The organism is Streptomyces sp. NPDC096048 (assembly GCF_044763415.1).
Classification (GTDB): Bacteria; Actinomycetota; Actinomycetes; order Streptomycetales; family Streptomycetaceae; genus Streptomyces.
The window spans coordinates 263,895-282,967 of sequence record NZ_JBIWGG010000004.1; the positions used below are offsets into that span (position 1 = coordinate 263,895).

Here is a 19,073-nt window from a genome sequence, read left to right on the forward strand (position 1 = left end):
GTCGCCCGGCGGCTCACGCGCGTCCGCGACGGCTCACCGGTTCACACCGGGTGGGTGCCGACGACGGCCCGGGCGGTCGCCCCCCTGCGAGTGGCCGTGCCGCGCGTCCCCCGGACGGGCCCCGCCGGCGTCCCCCGGACGGGCCCCGCCGGCGCGCCGTACGCCCGGAGGCGGACCAGACTGGTACGGCGCCAGACGGGTGCGGCGACGGATCACGTGCGCGGTGTGCCGACGGGCTCACGGCGCCCCGGCGTTCCCGGCGTTCCCGGCGCGCCCGGGCGTCACCCCCGCCCCATCGCCCCGCGGAGCAGGAGCCCATGACCGAACCGACCAACGCCGACGGGGACACCAGCGGGCCGCTCGCGCGGGACCCGGGCCCGGCGCGTCCGCGCGGGCGGGCCCTCACCGCCGTACTCGGTGATCTGCGTGCCGTGGACGGCGCCCTGTACGCGGCGGTGGCCGCCACGTCCACGCCCACGCTCGACCGGGCGCTGCGCCGGCTGTCCCACGCCGCCGACCACTCGAAGGTCTCGCTCGGGATCGCCGCCGTGCTCGCCCTGGGTGGTGGGCGGCCGCGCCGGGCGGCCCTCGTCGGGGTGGGGGCGGTCGCCGTGGCCTCGGTCTCCGCGAACCTGCTGGGCAAGCGGCTGGTGCGCAGGGCGCGGCCCGACCGGGAGGCGGCGCGGGTCACGGTGGACCGGCGGGTGCCGATGCCGGCGTCGGCGTCGTTCCCGTCCGGTCACACGGCCTCGGCGGTCGCGTTCGCCACGGCGGCCGGCGTGGTCCTGCCGGCGGCCGCCGTCCCGCTCGGCGCGCTGGCGAGCGCCGTCGGCTACGCCCGGGTCCACGTCGGCGTGCACTATCCCGGCGATGTGGCCGCGGGCGCCGTCCTGGGCATCGCCAGTGCGGCCGTCGCGCTCGCGGCAGCGGCGGCCGCCCCGGTACCGGGCCTGCGGTCGGTCTGCTCGGCGGCGCCGTCGTCGTCCTCCGCGCCCGTGTAGGGCGCCGCCGCGCGGACCGTCAGCCGAAGGCCCTCACGGCTTGGTAGTACGTCCACGCCGTGCTGTCGCAGGCGGTCTTGGTGGCGCCGCCGTAGCGGGCGCAGACACGCTTGAGGTCCTCGTAGAAGGCGCTGTCGAGGCGGGACTTGTTGGCGCTGAAGGACCCGGCGTCCTTGTAGTTGCGGTAGCCGAAGTCGTGGCGCGCGCAGGAGGTGCTGAAGGGGAAGCCGAACGGGTTGTCCGGCGAGGAGGAGCAGTAGTCGGTGGTCCAGTCGAACCCGTAGGCGGCCCAGGCCGACTGGTTCGCCCGCGCGGCGGTCCAGGCGTTGTAGCTCGACGCGCTGGTCTGGGTCCAACTCGCGAGTACCCGCGGTTTGTCGGCGGGAGCGGCGTCGGCGGTCGCGGCGGTGCCGAGGACGGCGGTCACGGCCAGGGCCGAGGTGGCGAGTCCGGTGACGAGTCTGCGGTGCATTCCACACCTCCATGAGGCTGCGACCCGCCCCTCGGGCCGCAGGTTCATGTCAAGATGATGCGCACTTCGGCCATCCCTTCACACATCCGCCGACCTAATGGCCCATTAACTCTTCTGCCCGGCGGGAGATCGGAACGTGAACGTCCGCCGCCCCGGCCCCCTGCCGCTCAACTCCTTTGCGCACGCCGCACGTCGCACGCGGCCGAAGACGTCGCCGGGGTGGCGAGTACGTGTGCCGCTCTCGCCGCTCGCGCCGTTCACCCCTTCGGTCCGCGGCAGGCCCCCTGGCCCCGCCCCCTGCTGCTTCGCCGCGTGCGCCGCTACTCCCCCCGGTACGGCAGCGTCGTCCCCGGCAGCGCGTACTCGTCGCGGCGGCCGCACATGCCGTATCCGCCGTGCCGGGTGGGCGCGGCCTCGTACGCGGTGGCGTCGGCGAGGTACGCCGGACCGCCGTCGATGAGCGCGTCGAGCTGGGCCCCGGTGCGCTCGGCGGCGGCCGACGCACCGGCCCGCCACAGCTCCCGCCAGCCGGGCACCTTGTCGCGCACCAGGTGGGCGGCGGCCCGCTGGAACTCCCGGTACGGACCGGCGTCCCCGGCGACGAGGGCCTCGCGCAGGACCAGGTAGCCCTCGACGGCGAGGTCCCTGCGGCGCCGGGCGGCCGCCTCCGTCTCCGGCCCGGTGCCGGGCGGCAGGGTGGCCGCGGCGGCGTACGCCTCCGGGTCGGCCAGTACCTCGGGCGGGAAGGTGAAGACGGCGTCCCCGGCCTCGGGCAGACCGCTGTTCTGCATCAGCACCGTGATGCGCAGGTCGCCGCCCTGCACCATCCGGTGCACGGTGCCCGGCGTGAACCAGGCGAGCGAGCCGGTCTCCAGCGGGATGTCCCGGTAGCCGTCGGGGCTCAGCGTCTGCACCGCGCCGCGCCCGCCGGTGACGACGTACGCCTCCGTGCACACCAGGTGCAGATGCGGGCTGCCGCCGCACACGCCGTCGGCGGCCGCCCAGTCGTAGGCGCTCAGGTGGGACAGGCCCACCGCGCCGGGCAGGGGGCGGGGAAGTACGGGCTCGGCGTCGCTCACCACGGCAGCCCTGTCAGGTACGTCCCCACGCGGTCGCCGTCCCAGGCGCCGTCGGCGACCACGATGCGGTAGCGGTAGGCGAAGGACTCGCCCGCCGGCAGTTCGAACTCCTCGAAGAACGCCCAGGAGAACGCCACCGTGGGGATCGGCTCGGCCCGCACGAACCAGTGGGAGGGATGGACCGCGGTCCTCTCGTCGAGGTTCTCGGGCGCGTGCGCGAAGACGAGCGTGGAGTGGGCGTCCACGTCGTCGTGCTCGCTGGTGAAGGCGAGCCACGGGCCCTGGGTGCCCATCAGCCCGGCGGCGTCCGCGTCGGTGTCCGGGGCGAAGGCGGTGCCGCCCGTGAAGTCGCGGGGGCCGCGCCACTGGAGGCCCGTGTAGCCGGCCATGTCGCGGCCGGCGGTGGTCGGGGAGCCGAACGCCAGGGGCTCGGCGCGGGTGTTGGTGAGGCGGATCGACCAGTCCAGGACCCAGGCACCGGCCGCCTCGTCGACCGAGTGGACGGTCAGTCCGCGCTCCTCGCGGGCCCACTCGGCGCCGCCGTTCTCGATCCAGGTGAGGTTCTCGGTGATCGCGAGCCGGTCGTCCTCGACCCCGAAGTCGCCGAAGCCGTCGTGCCGCATCGAGCCGACGCGCTCGGGCAGGGGCAGATAACCCTCGCCGTGGACGTAGCAGTTGCCGCCCCAGAAGTTCTGTCCGGAGAGGTGACTGGCCGTCATCTGCAGGCCCTTGTGCCAGCGGTGGTCGCTGGGGCGGTACCCGGTCACCGGGCGCCCGGCGAGGGTGCGCACCGGATGGGCGTAGGGCTTGCGGGACTCGAAGGCCTCGGGGTCGGGGCGGTAGACATAGCGGAGTATCTCGGTGCCGTTCGCCGCGGTGACCGCGACGTGGTCGCCGTGGGCGTGGCTGACGCTCAGGGTGCTCACGCGCGCTCCTCGGGTGCCCAGTCGGGGTGGTCACCGTGCATGGCCGAGTGGAAGGGGTCGCCGGGCGCGATCTCCCCCGCGGCGACGGGCCGTCCGGTGAACGCCGCCTTGTACAGGGCGGCGGCGAACTCCAGCGTGGCGCGGGCGTCCGGACCGCTGCCCGGTGGCCCGGCGCCCGCGTCCCAGGCGTCCAGCACGGCACCGAGCTGCGCGGTGTGGGAGCTGGGCACGTCCGCCGCCGGGGTGCGCCAGGAGGTGGCGCGTTCCGGGGTGACGTGCCGGGCCGGGGTGTAGGTCCAGTCGTCGTTGCGGTGCCCGTAAAGGTGGGTCAGCTCCACGGTCGCGTCGGCGCAGTCGACGCGCACGCGGCTCACCTCGTCCGGGGAGAGCACGCTGTTGACGACGGTGGCGAGGACGCCGTTCTCGAACCGCACCAGGGCGGTGGAGACGTCCTCGCTCTCGGTGTCGTGGACCAGGCGCGACGCCATGGCACGTATCTCCGCCCAGGGGCCGAGCAGGTGCAGCAGCAGGTCGTACTGGTGGATGCCGTGGCCCATGGTCGGGCCGCCGCCCTCGGTGGACCAGCGGCCGCGCCACGGCACCGCGTAGTAGGCGGCGTCACGGTGCCAGGTGGTCTGGCAGTGGGCGACCAGCGGGGCGCCCAGCTCGCCGCTCGTGATCAGGTGTCGGGCGTGCGCGGCGCCGGAGCCGTGCCGGTGCTGGAAGACCACGGACGCGTACGCGCCGGACGCCTCCTCGGCGGCGGCGATGTCGTCGTACTCGGCGAGCGAGAGGCACAGCGGCTTCTCGCACAGCACCCAGGCGCCCGCCTTGAGCGCGGCCACCGTCTGCTCCCGGTGCAGGGACGGCGGCGTACCGACGAGGACGAGGTCGGGGCGTACGGCGTCCAGCATGGCGCCCGTCGACGTGTACCCGGCGACGTCGCCGCCCGCCTCCGCGCGGAAGGCGTCGAGCCGGGCCGGGTCCACGTCCACGGCGGCCACCAGCTCCGTGCGGTCGGCGTGGGCTCTCAGGGCGGGCAGATGGCTGCCGGTGACGATGGCACCGGTACCGACCACGGCGACCCGGCGGCGGGCGGGACGTGGGGACATGCGGTCCTCCTCGGACACCGGCGCACGATGGGCACGCGCGCCGTTAGAAAGCGCTTGCACTCCGGCAGACCCTAAGTGGAAGGCGAATGTCCGGACAACCCCCCAGCGTTTGCGGGCTCGGGAGACGGCTGGTCGACTGGCGCGGGGGGACCGGAGCCGGTCGCACCGCGCCGGCACACCCTTCCGTCCTCTCCAGAAGGAGTTCAGGCGTGAGCAACCCGAAGTCGTCGTCCATGGAGCACCGGTCCGACGGCAGCCAGCCCTGGCTGCACCAGAAGGGCCGGACCATCCAGGAGTTCGGCACCGTCAAGCAGTTCCCCGTGGCGCTGACCATGGAGACCCGCCTCTACTCCTGTCAGCGGCTCAACAAGGTCCTGGCGGACACCCGGATCCTGCACGACCTGTACAAGAAGTACCACTGGCTCATGCGCGGGGCGACGTTCTACCAACTGCACCTGCTGCTGGACAAGCACGCGGGTGAGCAGCTGGAGCTGATCGACACCATCGCCGAGCGCGTCCAGACGCTCGGCGGCGTCGCGATCGGCGACCCCCGGCACGTCGCCGAGATCACCACCGTGCCGCGTCCGCCGGACGGGGTGGAGGAGGTGCCGTCGATGCTCTCGCGGCTCCTGGAGGCGCACGAGCTGATCCTGGCCGACTGCCACGACGCCGCCGGCCGCACTCAGGAGCTCGGCGACGACGGCACCAACGACCTCCTCGTCTCCGAGGTCGTGCGCACCAACGAACTGCAGGCGTGGTTCGTGGCGGAGCATCTGGTGGACACCCCGCTGGTGCACGCCTGATCCCGTTCCGCGCGACCTCCACGGCCCCGCGAGGGATCGCCGTCACGCTCCGTGCACCCCCGGGCGACGGCGCTCTTGGTGCCCTTTCGCCCCGGCTGTGGAAGCGTCCGGGACATGGCCCCCATGTCCCACGGCGCCCACGCCCAGCCTTCGACGCGCGGGCAGCGATGGTCCACGTTCCGCCAGTCGCCGTTCTGGCCGGCCACCGTACTGGTGCTGATCCTCGCGGCGGCCGCCGGCCTCTTCGCGGGTTCGTACACCTACTCGATGGCCGACCCGACGCCGCACTCGATCCCCACGGCCGTGGTCGGTGCGTACGAGGAGGCCCGCGGCCAGGCCTTCCTGGACGGCCTGGAGAAGGCGCTGAACGCCTCGGTGAAGGTGCACCCCTACGGGAGCGAGGCCGAGGCGCGAGAGGCGATGCAGGACCAGGAGGTCTTCGCGATCTTCGAGCTGCGCGACGACGGCCGGACCGCCGTGCTCGACCTCTCCAGCGCGTCGGGTGCCTCCGTCGCCGAGGTGCTGGCCGACACGGCACCGGTCGTGGGGAGGAAGACCGGCGTCGAGGTCACCGTCCGGGACATCAACCCCCTCCAGGAGGGCGACCCGCGCGGACTGGCGATCTTCTACATCTCCCTGGCCGCGGTGATCATCGGCTTCGTCGGGGCGATCCAGCTGAGCGTGCACGCGCGCTCGCTGACTCCCTTCGAACGCATCCTCTTCACGGCCGCCTACGCGCTGCTGGGCGGGTTCGCCATCGCCGCGACGGTGGACTGGCTGCTGAACGCGCTCGACCTGCCGTTCGTCGAGTCGTGGCTGATCCTGGCGCTCACGATGTTCGCGTCCGGCATGGTCTTCACCATGTTCAACACCCTGTTCGGACGTTGGGCGATGCTGCCGACCTGGGGCCTGATGGTGCTCCTCGGCAATCCCTCCTCCGGCGGCGCGGTGTCCTGGCCGCTGCTGCCGTCTCCCCTGGGAGCGATCGGCCAGTGGCTGCCGCCGGGGGCATCGGTCAACGCCCAGCACACGGCGGTGTACTTCCAGGACCACCAGCACGCGTTCCCGTTCCTGGTACTGGGCGGGTGGGCGCTGCTTTCCTGCGCGGTCTTCTGGATCTGGCGGCACCGCCATCCCGGCGGCCGCGAGAAGCAGCCGGCGCACGCCGCGGACGCCTGAGCCGTACGCACCCCCTTACGCGTCCGTCCGTACGTGCCCTGCCTCCTTACGCACCCGCCCGCACACACCTCCTTACGCACCCGCCCGCACGTGCCCTGCCTCCTTACGCGTCCGTCCGTACGCATCCGTCCGCACTCGTTCCCGTCCGTCACGGGCGCCTGTTCCGATCGCCTCCCTGATGCGATCATGAGGCGGGAGTTTCCGCCTTCGGTTGGAGTGCACATGGCCCTCGACGTCGACGCGATCCGCGCGCAGATACCCGCCCTGAAGTCCGGCTCCGCCCGCTTCGACGCGCCGGGCGGGACCCAGACCCCGCAGCCCGTCATCGACGCCATCGGCGAGGCGCTGGCCAACCCGCTGGCCAACCGGGGCCGGACGACCGAGGGCGAGCGCAACGCGGACGGCATCGTCGCGGACGCCCGGAGCGCACTGGCCGACCTGCTGGGCACCGAGCCGCGGGGCGTCGTCCTCGGCCGCAGCGCCACGCAGCTCGCCTACGACCTGTCCCGGACGCTCGCCAAGACGTGGGGGCCGGGCGACGAGGTGGTCGTCACCCGCCTCGACCACGACTCCAACATCCGGCCCTGGACGCAGGCGGCCGAGGCGGCCGGCGCGAGCGTGCGCTGGGCGGACTTCGACCCGGCCACCGGGGAACTGCTTCCCGAACACATCGAGGCGGTGCTCTCCCCGCGCACCCGGCTGGTCGCGGTGACGGCCGCGTCCAACCTCATCGGCACCATGCCCGACCTGCCGGCCATCGCGTGCCTGGCGCACGGCGTCGGTGCGCTGCTCCACGTCGACGCCGTGCACTACGCCTCGCACGCCCTGGTCGACCCGGCGGCGCTCGGCGCGGACACGCTGGTGTGCTCGCCGTACAAGTTCCTGGGTCCGCACCTCGGGGTGCTGGCGGCCCGGCCCGAGTTCCTGGAGACCCTGCGCCCGGACAAGCTGCTGCCCTCCAGCGACGCCGTCCCCGAGCGCTTCGAGCTGGGGACACTGCCGTACGAGCTGCTGGCCGGCGCCCGTGCCGCGGTGGACTTCCTCGCGGGCCTGGAGCCGGACGCACGGGGCAGCCGCCGGGACCGGCTCGTCGCCTCCTTCGCGGCGCTGGAGGCCCACGAGGACGCGCTGCGCGAGCGGATCGAGCGAGGGCTGGCGGAGGTCGGCGGGATCACCGTGTACTCGCGGGCCGCGCGGCGCACGCCGACCCTGCTGTTCACCGTGGCGGGCCTGCGTCCGGCCGACGTCCACCGGCAGTTGGCCGAGCGGGCGGTGGACGCGCCCGCCGGCTCCTTCTACGCGGTGGAGGCCTCGCGCAGGCTGAGGCTGGGCGACGAGGGCGGCGTACGGGTCGGGCTCGCGCCGTACAGCAGCGCGGACGACGTGGACCGGCTGCTGACGGCGCTGGCCGGCCTCGACCGCTGACGGACACGGGCCGGCCTCGACCACTGACGGACACGGGCCGGCGCGCCTCACCCCAGCGGCACGCTCACCTCCCCGACGCCCTCCGCGCTCGCCCCGCCGGCGACGCGCACGGTGAACGGGCGGTCGGTGCCGCTCGCCGTGACCCGCAGGACGTCCCCGTCGCGCCGCACGCGGAACGTCGCGGCGGGTGTGCCCAGCAGGTCGGGCACGGTGACCTCGGTCGCGTAGTCGGGGTCGGCGGGCGGGTGGACCAGCAGGACCGGGGCGTCCAGCCAGTCGCCGTCGGGGCGGCGGTCGTCGGAGGCCAGCGGCAGGACGGCGCCCTCGCGGACGTACAGCGGAAGGCTGTCGTAGCCGTGCCGTTCGGTGCGCCAGACGGGGCCGGTGACGCGCTCGCCGCTCAGGAGGTGGGTCCAGGTGCCCTCGGGGAGGTAGACCTCGACCTCGCCGTCCTCGGTGAAGACCGGGGCGACCAGGAGGTCGGGGCCGAGCATGTACTGGCGGTCCAGCGGACGGCACCCCGGGTCGTGCGGGTACTCCAGGACCATCGGCCGCATCGTCGGCACGCCGGTGCGGTGGGCCTCGGCGGCGACGCCGTACAGGTAGGGCATCAGGCGGTGCTTGAGGAGGGTGAAGCTCCGGGCGACGTCGACCGCCTCCTCGCCGAACTCCCACGGCACCCGGTACGACGAGGAACCGTGCAGCCGGCTGTGCGAGGAGAGCAGACCGAAGGCCAGCCAGCGCTTGAAGACCGCCGGGTCGGGCGTGCCCTCGAAGCCACCGATGTCGTGGCTCCAGAAGCCGAAGCCGCTCAGGGACAGGGAAAGGCCGCCGCGGAGCGACTCGGCCATCGCCTCGAAGGACGACCAGCAGTCGCCGCCCCAGTGGACGGGGTACTGCTGGCCGCCCGCGGTCGCGGAGCGGGCGAAGAGCACGGCCTCGCCCTGTCCGCGCTCCTTCTCCAGGAGTTCGAAGACGGTGCGGTTGAAGAGGTGCGTGTAGTAGTTGTGCATGCGCTCCGGGTCGGAGCCGTCGTGCCAGACGACGTCGGTGGGGACGCGCTCGCCGAAGTCGGTCTTGAAGCAGTCCACGCCCTGGTCGAGCAGCGGCTTGAGCTTCCCGGCGAACCAGTCGCGGGCCTCGGGACGGGTGAAGTCGACCAGGCCCATGCCCGCCTGCCACAGGTCCCACTGCCAGATGTCGCCGCCCGGCCGGCACACCAGGTGGCCGAGGGCGGCGGCCTCGTCGAAGAGGGGGGACTTCTGGGCGATGTAGGGGTTGATCCAGGCGCTGACCTTCAGCCCCCTGGCCTTGAGCCGGGCGAGCATGCCGTCCGGGTCGGGGAAGACGTCGGGGTCCCACTGGAAGTCGCACCACTGGTACTCGCGCATCCAGAAGCAGTCGAAGTGGAAGACGGACAGCGGGATGCCCCGCTCGGCCATGCCGTCGACGAACCTCGTCACCGTCTCCTCGTCGTAGGAGGTGGTGAAGGACGTGGTGAGCCACAGGCCGAAGGACCAGGCGGGCGGCAGGGCGGGGCGGCCGGTGAGGGCGGTGTAGCGGGTGAGGACGTCCTTCGGGGTGGGGCCGGCGACGACGTAGTACTCCAGCGTCTGGTCCTCGACGCTGAACTGCACCTGGCCGACGGATTCGGAGCCGACCTCGAAGGAGACGGCGCCTGGGTGGTTGACGAAGACGCCGTAGCCGCGTGAGGAGAGGTAGAACGGGATGTTCTTGTAGGCCTGTTCGCTGCTGGTGCCGCCGTCGGCCTGCCACATGTCGACGACCTGGCCGTTCTTCACGAACGGGGTGAAGCGCTCGCCGAGGCCGTAGATCTGCTCACCGACGCCGAGCGCGAGCCGGCTCAGCATGTGGTGGCCGCCGTCGCCGGTGGTGGCGAACGCGGTGCTCTTGGCGTCGGCGCGGGTCAGTTCGCGTCCGTCCGCGTCGTGGAAGGTGAGGCCCCAGGGGCCCTCGCGGTCCAGGCGGAGTGACAGCGGGCCGCTCGTCAGCTCGGTGACCGTGCCGTCCTGGCGTACCGCGCCGGCGCCGTCCGCCGCGCCGGTGAGGGCGAAGTCGGGGCCCGGCCGCCGCTTTCCGGCGTGGTGGGTGACGCGGACGCCGATGACGCCCTCGGCGGGAGAGAAGCACTCGACCGTGAGGAGCGGCGCGTTGAGCGTGTCCCCCCTCCGCGTCACCTTCTTCACGGCGGCATGGGCGGTGAAGCGCTTCGATTCGGGGCGCACATCGCGTACTTCGGTGGCGTACGAGAGATGCACGCCCTCGCGGATGAGCCAGAAGCCGTCGGTGAACTTCATGATCTTCCTTGGGTGGGGCGGGAGCTGCCGGATGGGAGCACGGGAGCCGTCTCACAGCATTTTGATCGTACACAAAACAAATCCGGGCGAGGAGACCTTCGAACCCTTCTCAGCGCACTGAACAGGCATGATTACCCACCAGAACAGTCCACTCACCCCACGAAGTGGCGAGACCGAGGCCACTTTGCTCTAGCGCGACAGCACACCCTTGACGTATTAGTCATCACATCAAACAAAACGGTCCGGCAAGGAAGCCGGACGGTACGACAGCAAGGGCCGCACCATGTCGAAGCGCTTCACCTCGCTCGCCTTGACAGCACACCCTCCGGCTGCAAAGCGCCGCGGGCGAGGACGCTCACGCCGAGCCGTCACCCCGTTCGCCGCCGTCTCCGTCCTGGTCGCCGGGGCGGCACTCACGGGCTGCGGACAGCAGCGCGACGCCGACGTGTACACCGTGATGAACTCATCGACCGACGAGTCGTACCACCGCTGGGACGCGGAGGCGATGGCCCGCTGCGGCGAGCGGCTGGGCATCACCATCGAGCAGCAGAGCGTCCCGGCGGCGCAGGTGATGACGAAGGCACTGCGTATGGCGTCGTCCAAGTCGCTGCCGGACATCGTGCAGTTCGACGCGTCCGAGATGCCGACCTTCGCGGACGCCGGCGGCCTGGTGGACCTGAGGACCCTCGGGCTGAGCACCGAGGACATCCCCAAGGGCATCGTCGACTTCGGCTCGTACGAGGGGACGTACTACGGCGCGGCCCGGTCCGTGAACACGCTCGCGCTCTTCTACAACAAGGACGTCCTCGACAAGGCGGGCATCGAGGTGCCCACCACCTGGGCGCAGTTGCGCGAGAGCGCGGAGAAGCTCACCCAGGGAAAGCGGTACGGGCTGGCGCTCAGCGCGGGCGGCGCGGAGGACGGCGTCTTCCAGTTCATGCCGTTCATGTGGTCCAACGGCGGTGACGAGACCAAGCTGGACAGCCCCCAGGCCGTCGAGGCCCTCGACTACTGGAAGGGCCTGCTGAAGGACGGTTCGCTGTCGAAGTCGACGGTGAACTGGACGCAGGCGGACGTCAACGACCAGTTCATGGCCGGCAACGCGGCGATGATGATCAACGGGCCGTGGCAGGTGGAGACCCTCAACACCGACAAGTCGCTGCACTGGGGCATCGCGCCGATCCCCGTTCCCGAGGCCGGCGACGACTCGGTGGGCCCGCTCGGCGGTGCGGTGCTCACCGTGCCCCACACCGGTGACGAGGCACGGGAGAAGACGGCGGGGAAGATCGTCGCCTGTCTGGCGAGCGAGAAGGAGCAGCTGACCTACGCGCTCAACAGCTGGATGGTCCCGGCCAACGCCGAGGCCGCGGCCGTCTGGCGCGAGCGGGTGCCCGAGCTGGACTCCCTCGCCGACCAGGTGGCCGTCGCCCGGTCCCGGACCGCGAAGCTCGGCGCCGGCTGGTCGAGCGTGTCGCTCGCCCTGCAGAGCGCCTTCCAGTCCGCCCTGACCGGCCAGTCCAGTGAGACCGCCCTGAAGCGCGCCCAGCAGCGGGCCACGAGCGGGAACTGAGGTACGTCCCCATGACCACGTCCACCGTCACCGCCCAGACGCCGGCCGAGGCGTCCACGACGGCCGCCGCGCCGGACCCGGCCCGGCTCAGGCGCCGGCGCAGGCTCGCCCAGTGGGGGTTCGTCGCCCCCGCCGTCGTCTTCATGCTGCTGTTCTTCGGCTACCCGCTCGTCCGCAACGTCGTGATGAGCTTCCAGCACTACACACCGAAGACCTTCTTCACCGGTGAGGCGCCCTTCAACGGGACCGACAACTGGTCCAACGTGTTCCAGGACGCCCTGTTCGGCAAGGCGCTGTGGCACACCCTCGTGTTCACCGCGGGCTCGCTGCTCGGGCAGTTCTGCATCGGTCTGGCACTCGCGGTGTTCTTCAGCCGCCGCTTCCCGCTGAACGGGGTGCTGCGCTCGCTGATCCTGCTGCCCTGGCTGGTACCCATGGTGGTGTCCGGCATCGTCTGGCGACGCATCCTCGACCAGGACACGGGCGTGCTGAACTCCTTCCTGGACACCCTCGGCGTCGGCGGCAGCACACCCTGGCTGACCAGCCCGGAGATGGCCCTCGTGTCGGTCGTCCTGGTCAACATCTGGATCGGCGTCCCGTTCAACATGGTCATCCTGTACGGCGGTCTCCAGGAGATCCCGAGGGAACTGCACGAGGCGGCCGCGCTGGACGGCGCCTCGGCCTGGCGTACCTTCCGCTCCGTCACCCTGCCGTTGCTCAAGCCCGTCGTCACGGTCGTGCTCGTCCTCGGCTTCATGTCGACGGTCAAGATCCTCGACCTGATCCTCGCCCTCACCGACGGCGGGCCCGCCGACGCCACCCAGACGCTCGGCACGCTGACGTACCAGAACTCCTTCGTGCAGCTGGACTTCGGCGCGGGAGCCGTCGTCGGCAACGTACTCATCCTGATCTCCGCCGTGTTCGCGGTGTTCTACCTGCGGGCCAACCGCACCGAGGGGAAGTGACCGACGATGGCAACCCACACGCCCACCGCGTCCCGGCGCCGCTGGGGCTCCACCGTCGCCGGTGTGCTCGTCCTCGCCGTCATGCTGTTCCCGCTGTACTGGATGCTCAACACCGCGCTCCAGCCCGAGTCGGGGCTGCTCCAGGTCGACCCGGTGCCGGACGGCCTGGATCTGTCCGGCTTCTCCAAGGCCATCAGCGACCAGGGCGGGCACCTGATGACCTCGCTGGCCGTCTCGCTCGGCGCGGTCGCCATCTGCCTGGCGATCTCGGCCCCGGCGGCGTACGGCCTCGCGCGGTTCGGGCTGCGCGGCTCGCGCACCATCGTGTTCGGCACGCTGATCACCCAGATGGTGCCGGGCATCGTCATCGCCAACGCGCTCTACAACTCGTACGTCGACCTGGGTCTGGTCAACTCCTACTTCGGCCTGATGCTGGCGGACGCCTCGCTGGGCATCCCGTTCTCCATCGTGCTGATGCGCTCCTTCATGGTGTCGATCCCGGGCGAGGTGATCGAGGCGGCGCAGATCGACGGTGCCGGGCCGGTGCGGACGTTCGTGCGGGTGGTGCTGCCGATGAGCCGCAACTCACTGATCACGTCGGGGCTGTTCGCGTTCCTGTTCTCGTGGAGCGACTTCATGTTCGCGCTCACCCTGAACACGACCGACGACGTCAAACCCATCACCCTGGGTATCTACCAGTACATCGGCGCGCACGTCGGCGACTGGGGCTCGGTGATGGCCGCCTCCGTGCTCTCCGCGGTGCCGGCGGCGATCCTGCTCGTCCTCGCCCAGAAGTACATCGCCGCCGGGATCACCGGCGGATCCGTCAAGTGACCTCCGTACGCACCCCGTACGCACCCCGTTGCATGGAGATGAGCTGCCCAGCATGAGCGACTACCCCAGCTTCCCGCCCGGCTTCGTCCTGGGCGCCGCGACCGCCTCGTACCAGATCGAGGGCGCCGCGCGGGAGGACGGCCGCGGCCCGTCGATCTGGGACACCTACAGTCACACCCCCGGCCTGGTGGCGAACGGCGACACCGGTGACATGGCCTGCGACCACTACCACCGCTACCCCGAGGACGTGGCGCTGCTGCGCGACCTGGGCGTGGACTCGTACCGCTTCTCGATCGCCTGGCCGCGCGTCGTGCCGGAGGGTTCGGGCACGGTGAACCAGAAGGGCCTGGACTTCTACTCCCGCCTGGTCGACGAGCTGCTCGCGGCGGGCATCGAGCCCGCCGCGACCCTCTACCACTGGGACCTCCCGCAGGCCCTGGAGGACCGCGGTGGCTGGCGGGTACGGGAGACGGCGGAGCGGTTCGCCGAGTACACGGCCGTGGTCGCGGAGCACCTGAGCGACCGGGTGCCGCGCTGGATCACGCTCAACGAGCCGTGGTGCAGTTCCTTCCTCGGCTATTCCATCGGCCGACACGCCCCCGGCGCGAAGGAGGGCCGGGGCGCGCTGGCCGCCGCCCACCACCTGCTGGTCGGCCACGGTCTGGCGATGTCGGCACTGCGGGCGGCCGGGGTGCGCGAGGCCGGCATCACGCTCAACCTGGACCGCAACCTGCCGGCCACCGACTCCCCCGCCGACCTGGCGGCCGTGGTCCGCGCGGACACCCAGCACAACCTGGTGTGGACCGAGCCCATCCTGGCGGGCCGCTACCCGGCCACCGAGGAGGAGACCTGGGGCGAGCTGATCACCGGGGAGGACTTCCGGCGGGACGGCGACCTGGAACTGATCTCCCAGCCGCTGGACTTCCTCGGCGTCAACTACTACCGGCCGATCGTGGTCGCCGACGCCCCGCACCGCGAGAGCGACCCGGCGCGGCGGGTGGCGACCGACAACCGCTACGAGGAGGTACGGCTCCCCGGCGTCCGGCACACCGCGATGAACTGGCCGGTCGTCCCGGACAGCTTCACCGACCTGCTCGTCCGGCTGAAGAAGCAGTACGGTGACGCGTTGCCGCCGATCCACATCACGGAGAACGGTTCGGCGGAGGACGACGCGCCCGCCGCCGACGGCACGGTGCACGACGCCGACCGCGTCACCTACCTGCGCGACCACCTCGGCGCGCTGCGGGCGGCGATGGACGCGGGCGTGGACGTACGCGGCTACTACGTGTGGTCGCTGCTGGACAACTTCGAGTGGGCGTACGGCTACGACAAGCGGTTCGGCATCGTCCGGGTCGACTACGACACGCAGGAGCGCACGCCGAAGGACAGCTACCGCTGGTACCGGGAGATGATCGCCGCGAACCGCACCTGACGTGGAACGTGGGGGGGGCTTGCCCGGGCGGCCCCCCCCATCCCGCTCACGTCAACTCCGCTCGCCTCACGTCAACTCCGCTCGCCTCACGTCAACTCCGCTTGCCTCACGTCAACTCCGCTCGCGCTCGGCGCACGCCGCCGGGTCGGCCAGTACCTCGCGGACGATCACGCCGGCCGCGCCGCGGGCCGCGTCACCGAGGGAGGACGACGCGCGCAGCCGCTTCCCGTCCTCGCTCCACAGCCCCGAGACGACGCGGAGCGCGAGCTCGCGGTCGACGGCGGGCGCCAGCCAGTCCATCAGCTCGCGGTAGACACCGCCGAGCATCACGGCGTCGGGGTCGAAGAGGTTCACCGCGCCCGACACCACGACGCCCAGCTGCCGCCCGGCACGCTCGATCGCCGACAGGGCGGCCGGGTCACCCCGCCGGGCACGGCGTTCGAGTTCGGCGACGCCCTGCACGCCCGTGTCCGCGTCGATGCCCGCGGCCCCCAGCAGCGCGGCCTGACCGGCGTACTGCTCCAGGCAGCCGCGCGCCCCGCACCGGCACAGCGGTCCGTCCGGGTCGACGACCATGTGCCCGATCTCCCCGGCGAAGCCGTGCGCGCCGCGCAGCAGTTCGCCGCCCAGCACCAGTGCGCCGCCGATGCCGATCTCGCCGGTGAGGTACAGGAAGCTGCGCACGCCCTCGGTGCCCGACCCGAACCAGAGCTCGGCGAGGGCGGCGGTGTTGGCCTCGTTGTCGGAGCTGACCGGCAGGGGGCGCTGGGCGGGGCGCAGGGCGAGGAGCGCCTGGGCGAAGAGCCCTTCGACGGCGACGCGTTGCCACCCCAGGTTGGGGGCCTGGCGCACGGTGCCGCCGGTCACCAGGCCCGGCAGCGCGACGTGGACGCCGGCCGGTGCGAGGTCCTGTTCGGCCGCCGAGCCGATGGCGCGGGCCGCCAGCCGCGCCGCACGGGCCAGCACCTCGGAGGGCTGGACCCCCCGGTTGTCGACGTGCTCCACGAGCCGGACCCGGTCGGTGCCGGCGAGGTCGACGACGCACACGGTGACGTAGTCGATGTTGATCTCGACGCCGAGGCCCGCCGGGCCCGACCGGGACACCTTCAGGACGGTGCCGGGCCGCCCCGCCTGGCCGCTGCTGGTCTTGCCCCACTCGGAGACGAAGCCGTACTCCAGCAGCTGCTCGACCAGGGAGGACACCGCCGCACGCGTCAGTCCGACATGCGTGGCGATACCGGCCCTGGTCGACTCCCCCGCGTCGTGCACGGCTCTCAGGACCAGGCTGAGGTTGTGCCGTCTGACCGTGGCCTTGTCGGCCTTCGGCTCCAGGGGGGTGAGGTTGTTCTTCATGGTGGTGTCGAGCGTATGCGACGTCGGGGGCGCCGCCCCGCGCCCCCGCGCCCGGCCGGGACGCCCTTGTCCCACCTCCACTCCACCTCTAGCCTGACTTTGTGCCGCAAATAAACAAAGCCCGATCGCACAACGCCGTGCCGGGCCCCAGTGACCACCTCACCCGCCTCCGCATCGCCCTGACCGCCTTCTTCGCGCTCGACGGCTTCGTGTTCGCCGGCTGGGTCGTGCGGATCCCCGCGATCAAGGAGCAGACCGGCGCCTCCGCCAGCGCCCTGGGAATGGCGCTGCTCGGTGTCTCGGCGGGTGCCGTCGTCACCATGACGCTCACCGGACGGCTCGTCCGCCGCTACGGCAGCCACTCCGTCACCGTCGCCTGTGCGGTCCTGCTCTGCCTCAGCGTCGCCCTGCCCCCGCTCACCCACTCCGCGCTCGCCCTCGGCGCCGTACTGCTCGTGTTCGGCAGCGCGTACGGCGGGATCAACGTCGCGTTCAACAGCGCCGCCGTCGACCTGGTGGCCGTACTGCGGCGCCCGATCATGCCCAGTTTCCACGCGGCGTTCAGCCTGGGCGGCATGATCGGCGCCGGGCTCGGCGGACTCGTCGCCGGTTCTCTCTCGCCGGTGCGGCACCTGCTCGGTCTCACCGTGGTCGGCCTGCTCGTCACGCTGGTCGCGGGCCGCGCCCTGCTGCGCTGCGAACCCGCCGTGCCGCCGGACCGTACCGACCGGGCCGACAGCGCCCCGCGCCGGCTCGACCGCCGTACCCGCCGCCTCGTCCTCACCTTCGGCCTGATCGCCCTGTGCACGGCATACGGCGAGGGCGCCATGGCCGACTGGGGTGCCCTGCACCTGGAGCAGGACCTCGAAGCGTCGCCGGGCACGGCGGCGGCGGGCTACTCCTGCTTCGCGCTCGCCATGACCGTCGGCCGGCTGACCGGCACGACTCTGCTGGAGCGCCTCGGCCGGACGACCACCGTGGTGGCCGGCGGCACGACCGCCGTGGCCGGCATGCTGCTCGGCTCGCTCGCCCCCTCGGTATGGGCGGTACTGTTCGGCTTCGCGATCACCGGGCTCGGGCTCGCCAACATCTTCCCGGTCGCGGTCGAACGGGCCGGCGCACTGGGCGGCCCCAGTGGTGTCGCGACCGCGTCCACCCTGGGCTACGGCGGCATGCTGCTCGGGCCGCCCGCCATCGGCTTCATGGCCGACTGGTTCTCCCTGCCCGCCGCGCTCACCAGCGTGGCCGCGCTGGCGGCGGTGGCGGTACTCGTCGCGATCGCGACCCGGCGCGCGGCGGCATCGACTTAACTGGACTGGACTTAACACAACTGGACTGGACTGGACTGGGCTGGAGGACATGACATGACCAGTAAGTTCACCGAGCTGGCGATCGACTGCGCCGATCCGGGCGGTCTCGCCCGTTTCTGGTGCTCGGTACTCGGCTACGAGGTGCAGGACGAAGGGGATGGAGGGGACGGAGAGGATGGAGAGGATGGAGAGGATGAAGTCGTCACGATCGGCTCCCCCGCGGTGCCCGAGGGCAAGAACCGCCTCGGCCCCGTGCCACCGACGCTGACCTTCGCCCGCGTACCCGAAGGCAAGACCGTCAAGAACCGGCTCCACATCGACGTCAACCCCACCGACAGGGAGCAGGACGAAGAGGTCCGTCGCCTGCTCGGCCTGGGCGCTCGACACGTCGACGTCGGCCAGACGGGAGACGAGAGCTGGGTCACACTTGCCGACCCGGAGGGGAACGAGTTCTGCGTCCTGGCGAGCCGCCGGCCCTGACCGACGCTTCGGGCCTTCCCCTCCGGCCCACTCCATCCGGCACACTCCCTGCCATGAAGACTGCCACGTTCGTCGAAATCCTGGACCGCGAGGGCGTGTTGCTCGCCGCGGCCGCCGAGTCGGCGGGTGCCGACGCCAAGGTGCCGACCTGCCCCGGCTGGCAGGTGCGGGACCTGCTGCGACACACGGGGATGGTGCACCGCTGGGCCGCGGACATCGTCGCCGGAGGCCACACCTCCCCCATCCCCGACGGCGGCCTGCCCGACCTCGACGGCTCCGCGCTCCTCACCTGGTTCCGGGAGGGCCACGGGCAGCTCGTCGACACCCTCGCGGACGCCTCGCCCGACGTGCACTGCTGGCACTTCATGCCCGCGCCGTCGCCCTTGGCCTTCTGGGCCCGGCGGCAGGCGCACGAGACGACCGTGCACCGGATCGACGCCGAGTCGGCCAGGGGCGGCGTCCCCACCGGCATCGGCGCGGACTTCGCGGTGGACGGCATCGACGAGTTGCTGTGCGCCTTCCACGCCCGCCCGAAGAGCGCCGTTCGCACCGAGGAACCCCGCACGCTGCGGGTGCGGGCGACGGACGTGCCCGGCGCCGTGTGGACCGTGCGGCTGTCGACACGGCCACCGGAGACTGAGCGCGGCGACGCCGGGGACACCGACTGCGAGCTGACCGGACCCGCCGCCCGGTTGTACCCGGCGCTGTGGAACCGCCTCCCGTTCCCGGAGGTGACCGGCGACGCCTCCCTCGCCGCGTTGTGGCGCGCGAAGTCGGGCGTCACCTGGGACTGAGCCGGAGCGGTCGTGGTCGA

17 protein-coding genes are annotated in these 19,073 nt (G+C 72.1%); 11 read left to right on the top strand and 6 right to left on the bottom strand.

Features of this window, described 5'->3' with window-relative positions:
• The first annotated feature begins 317 nt into the window (after positions 1-317).
• A complete protein-coding gene (locus ACIQ6R_RS12255; protein ID WP_404220627.1) occupies positions 318-1,001 on the top strand; it encodes a phosphatase PAP2 family protein in 684 nt (227 codons plus the stop codon).
• A gap of 19 nt (positions 1,002-1,020) precedes the next feature.
• Here the strand turns inward: ACIQ6R_RS12255 and ACIQ6R_RS12260 are convergent, their stop codons facing one another.
• From ACIQ6R_RS12260 to ACIQ6R_RS12275, 4 genes are all read right to left on the bottom strand, one after another.
• Complete coding sequence (locus ACIQ6R_RS12260) at positions 1,021-1,473, bottom strand: phospholipase (RefSeq protein ID WP_404220629.1); 453 nt, start codon at positions 1,471-1,473, stop codon at positions 1,021-1,023.
• 320 nt (positions 1,474-1,793) lie between these two features.
• Entirely contained in the window at positions 1,794-2,555 is a 762-nt protein-coding gene (locus ACIQ6R_RS12265) for a cupin (RefSeq protein WP_404220631.1), read from the bottom strand.
• Complete coding sequence (locus ACIQ6R_RS12270; RefSeq protein WP_404220633.1) at positions 2,549-3,478, bottom strand: PmoA family protein; 930 nt, start codon at positions 3,476-3,478, stop codon at positions 2,549-2,551. The genes ACIQ6R_RS12265 and ACIQ6R_RS12270 overlap by 7 nt, the downstream gene beginning before the upstream one ends.
• On the bottom strand, positions 3,475-4,590 hold the full coding sequence (locus ACIQ6R_RS12275) for a Gfo/Idh/MocA family protein (protein ID WP_404220635.1): 1,116 nt from the start codon (positions 4,588-4,590) through the stop codon (positions 3,475-3,477). The genes ACIQ6R_RS12270 and ACIQ6R_RS12275 overlap by 4 nt, the downstream gene beginning before the upstream one ends.
• 233 nt (positions 4,591-4,823) lie before the next feature.
• On the opposite strand from ACIQ6R_RS12275, the gene ACIQ6R_RS12280 reads away from it, so the two are divergent.
• The 3 genes from ACIQ6R_RS12280 to ACIQ6R_RS12290 all read left to right on the top strand — a co-directional run bounded on the left by ACIQ6R_RS12280 (position 4,824) and on the right by ACIQ6R_RS12290 (position 7,997).
• On the top strand, positions 4,824-5,393 hold the full coding sequence (locus ACIQ6R_RS12280; RefSeq protein WP_404181359.1) for a Dps family protein: 570 nt from the start codon (positions 4,824-4,826) through the stop codon (positions 5,391-5,393).
• A 114-nt stretch (positions 5,394-5,507) separates the two neighbouring features.
• On the top strand, positions 5,508-6,572 hold the full coding sequence (locus tag ACIQ6R_RS12285; RefSeq protein WP_404220637.1) for an ABC transporter permease: 1,065 nt from the start codon (positions 5,508-5,510) through the stop codon (positions 6,570-6,572).
• Positions 6,573-6,794: 222 nt separating this feature from the next.
• A complete protein-coding gene (locus ACIQ6R_RS12290; protein WP_404220639.1) occupies positions 6,795-7,997 on the top strand; it encodes a cysteine desulfurase-like protein in 1,203 nt (400 codons plus the stop codon).
• 47 nt (positions 7,998-8,044) lie between these two features.
• Here ACIQ6R_RS12290 and yicI read toward each other — a convergent pair whose 3' ends face one another.
• Complete coding sequence (gene yicI, locus ACIQ6R_RS12295) at positions 8,045-10,315, bottom strand: alpha-xylosidase (protein ID WP_404220641.1); 2,271 nt, start codon at positions 10,313-10,315, stop codon at positions 8,045-8,047.
• 283 nt (positions 10,316-10,598) lie between these two features.
• Here yicI and ACIQ6R_RS12300 point away from each other — a divergent pair, with 283 nt between their 5' ends.
• The 4 genes from ACIQ6R_RS12300 to ACIQ6R_RS12315 are packed head-to-tail and all read left to right on the top strand — an operon-like array spanning position 10,599 to position 15,116.
• Positions 10,599-11,885: an ABC transporter substrate-binding protein gene (locus ACIQ6R_RS12300; protein ID WP_404220643.1), complete on the top strand. Its 1,287-nt coding sequence runs from the start codon at positions 10,599-10,601 to the stop codon at positions 11,883-11,885.
• 11 nt (positions 11,886-11,896) lie between these two features.
• On the top strand, positions 11,897-12,850 hold the full coding sequence (locus ACIQ6R_RS12305; RefSeq protein ID WP_404220645.1) for a carbohydrate ABC transporter permease: 954 nt from the start codon (positions 11,897-11,899) through the stop codon (positions 12,848-12,850).
• 6 nt (positions 12,851-12,856) lie between these two features.
• Positions 12,857-13,684, top strand: coding sequence for a carbohydrate ABC transporter permease (locus ACIQ6R_RS12310; RefSeq protein WP_404180328.1), 828 nt, complete (start codon positions 12,857-12,859; stop codon positions 13,682-13,684).
• 52 nt (positions 13,685-13,736) lie between these two features.
• Entirely contained in the window at positions 13,737-15,116 is a 1,380-nt protein-coding gene (locus ACIQ6R_RS12315) for a GH1 family beta-glucosidase (RefSeq protein ID WP_404180331.1), read from the top strand.
• A 111-nt stretch (positions 15,117-15,227) separates the two neighbouring features.
• On the opposite strand, the gene ACIQ6R_RS12320 is transcribed toward ACIQ6R_RS12315, so the two are convergent.
• Complete coding sequence (locus tag ACIQ6R_RS12320; protein ID WP_404220647.1) at positions 15,228-16,469, bottom strand: ROK family protein; 1,242 nt, start codon at positions 16,467-16,469, stop codon at positions 15,228-15,230.
• A 137-nt stretch (positions 16,470-16,606) separates the two neighbouring features.
• On the opposite strand from ACIQ6R_RS12320, the gene ACIQ6R_RS12325 reads away from it, so the two are divergent.
• The 3 genes from ACIQ6R_RS12325 to ACIQ6R_RS12335 are packed head-to-tail and all read left to right on the top strand — an operon-like array spanning position 16,607 to position 19,053.
• Positions 16,607-17,779, top strand: a complete 1,173-nt coding sequence (locus ACIQ6R_RS12325; protein ID WP_404221359.1) for an MFS transporter — start codon at positions 16,607-16,609, stop codon at positions 17,777-17,779.
• Between the two features lie 54 nt (positions 17,780-17,833).
• Positions 17,834-18,259 (top strand): VOC family protein, encoded by a 426-nt coding sequence (locus ACIQ6R_RS12330; RefSeq protein WP_404220649.1) that lies wholly within the window; start codon positions 17,834-17,836, stop codon positions 18,257-18,259.
• Positions 18,260-18,312: 53 nt separating this feature from the next.
• The gene (locus ACIQ6R_RS12335; RefSeq protein ID WP_404220651.1) at positions 18,313-19,053 is read left to right on the top strand and encodes a maleylpyruvate isomerase family mycothiol-dependent enzyme; all 741 of its coding nucleotides are present in this window, start codon (positions 18,313-18,315) and stop codon (positions 19,051-19,053) included.
• Positions 19,054-19,073: the final 20 nt, after the last annotated feature.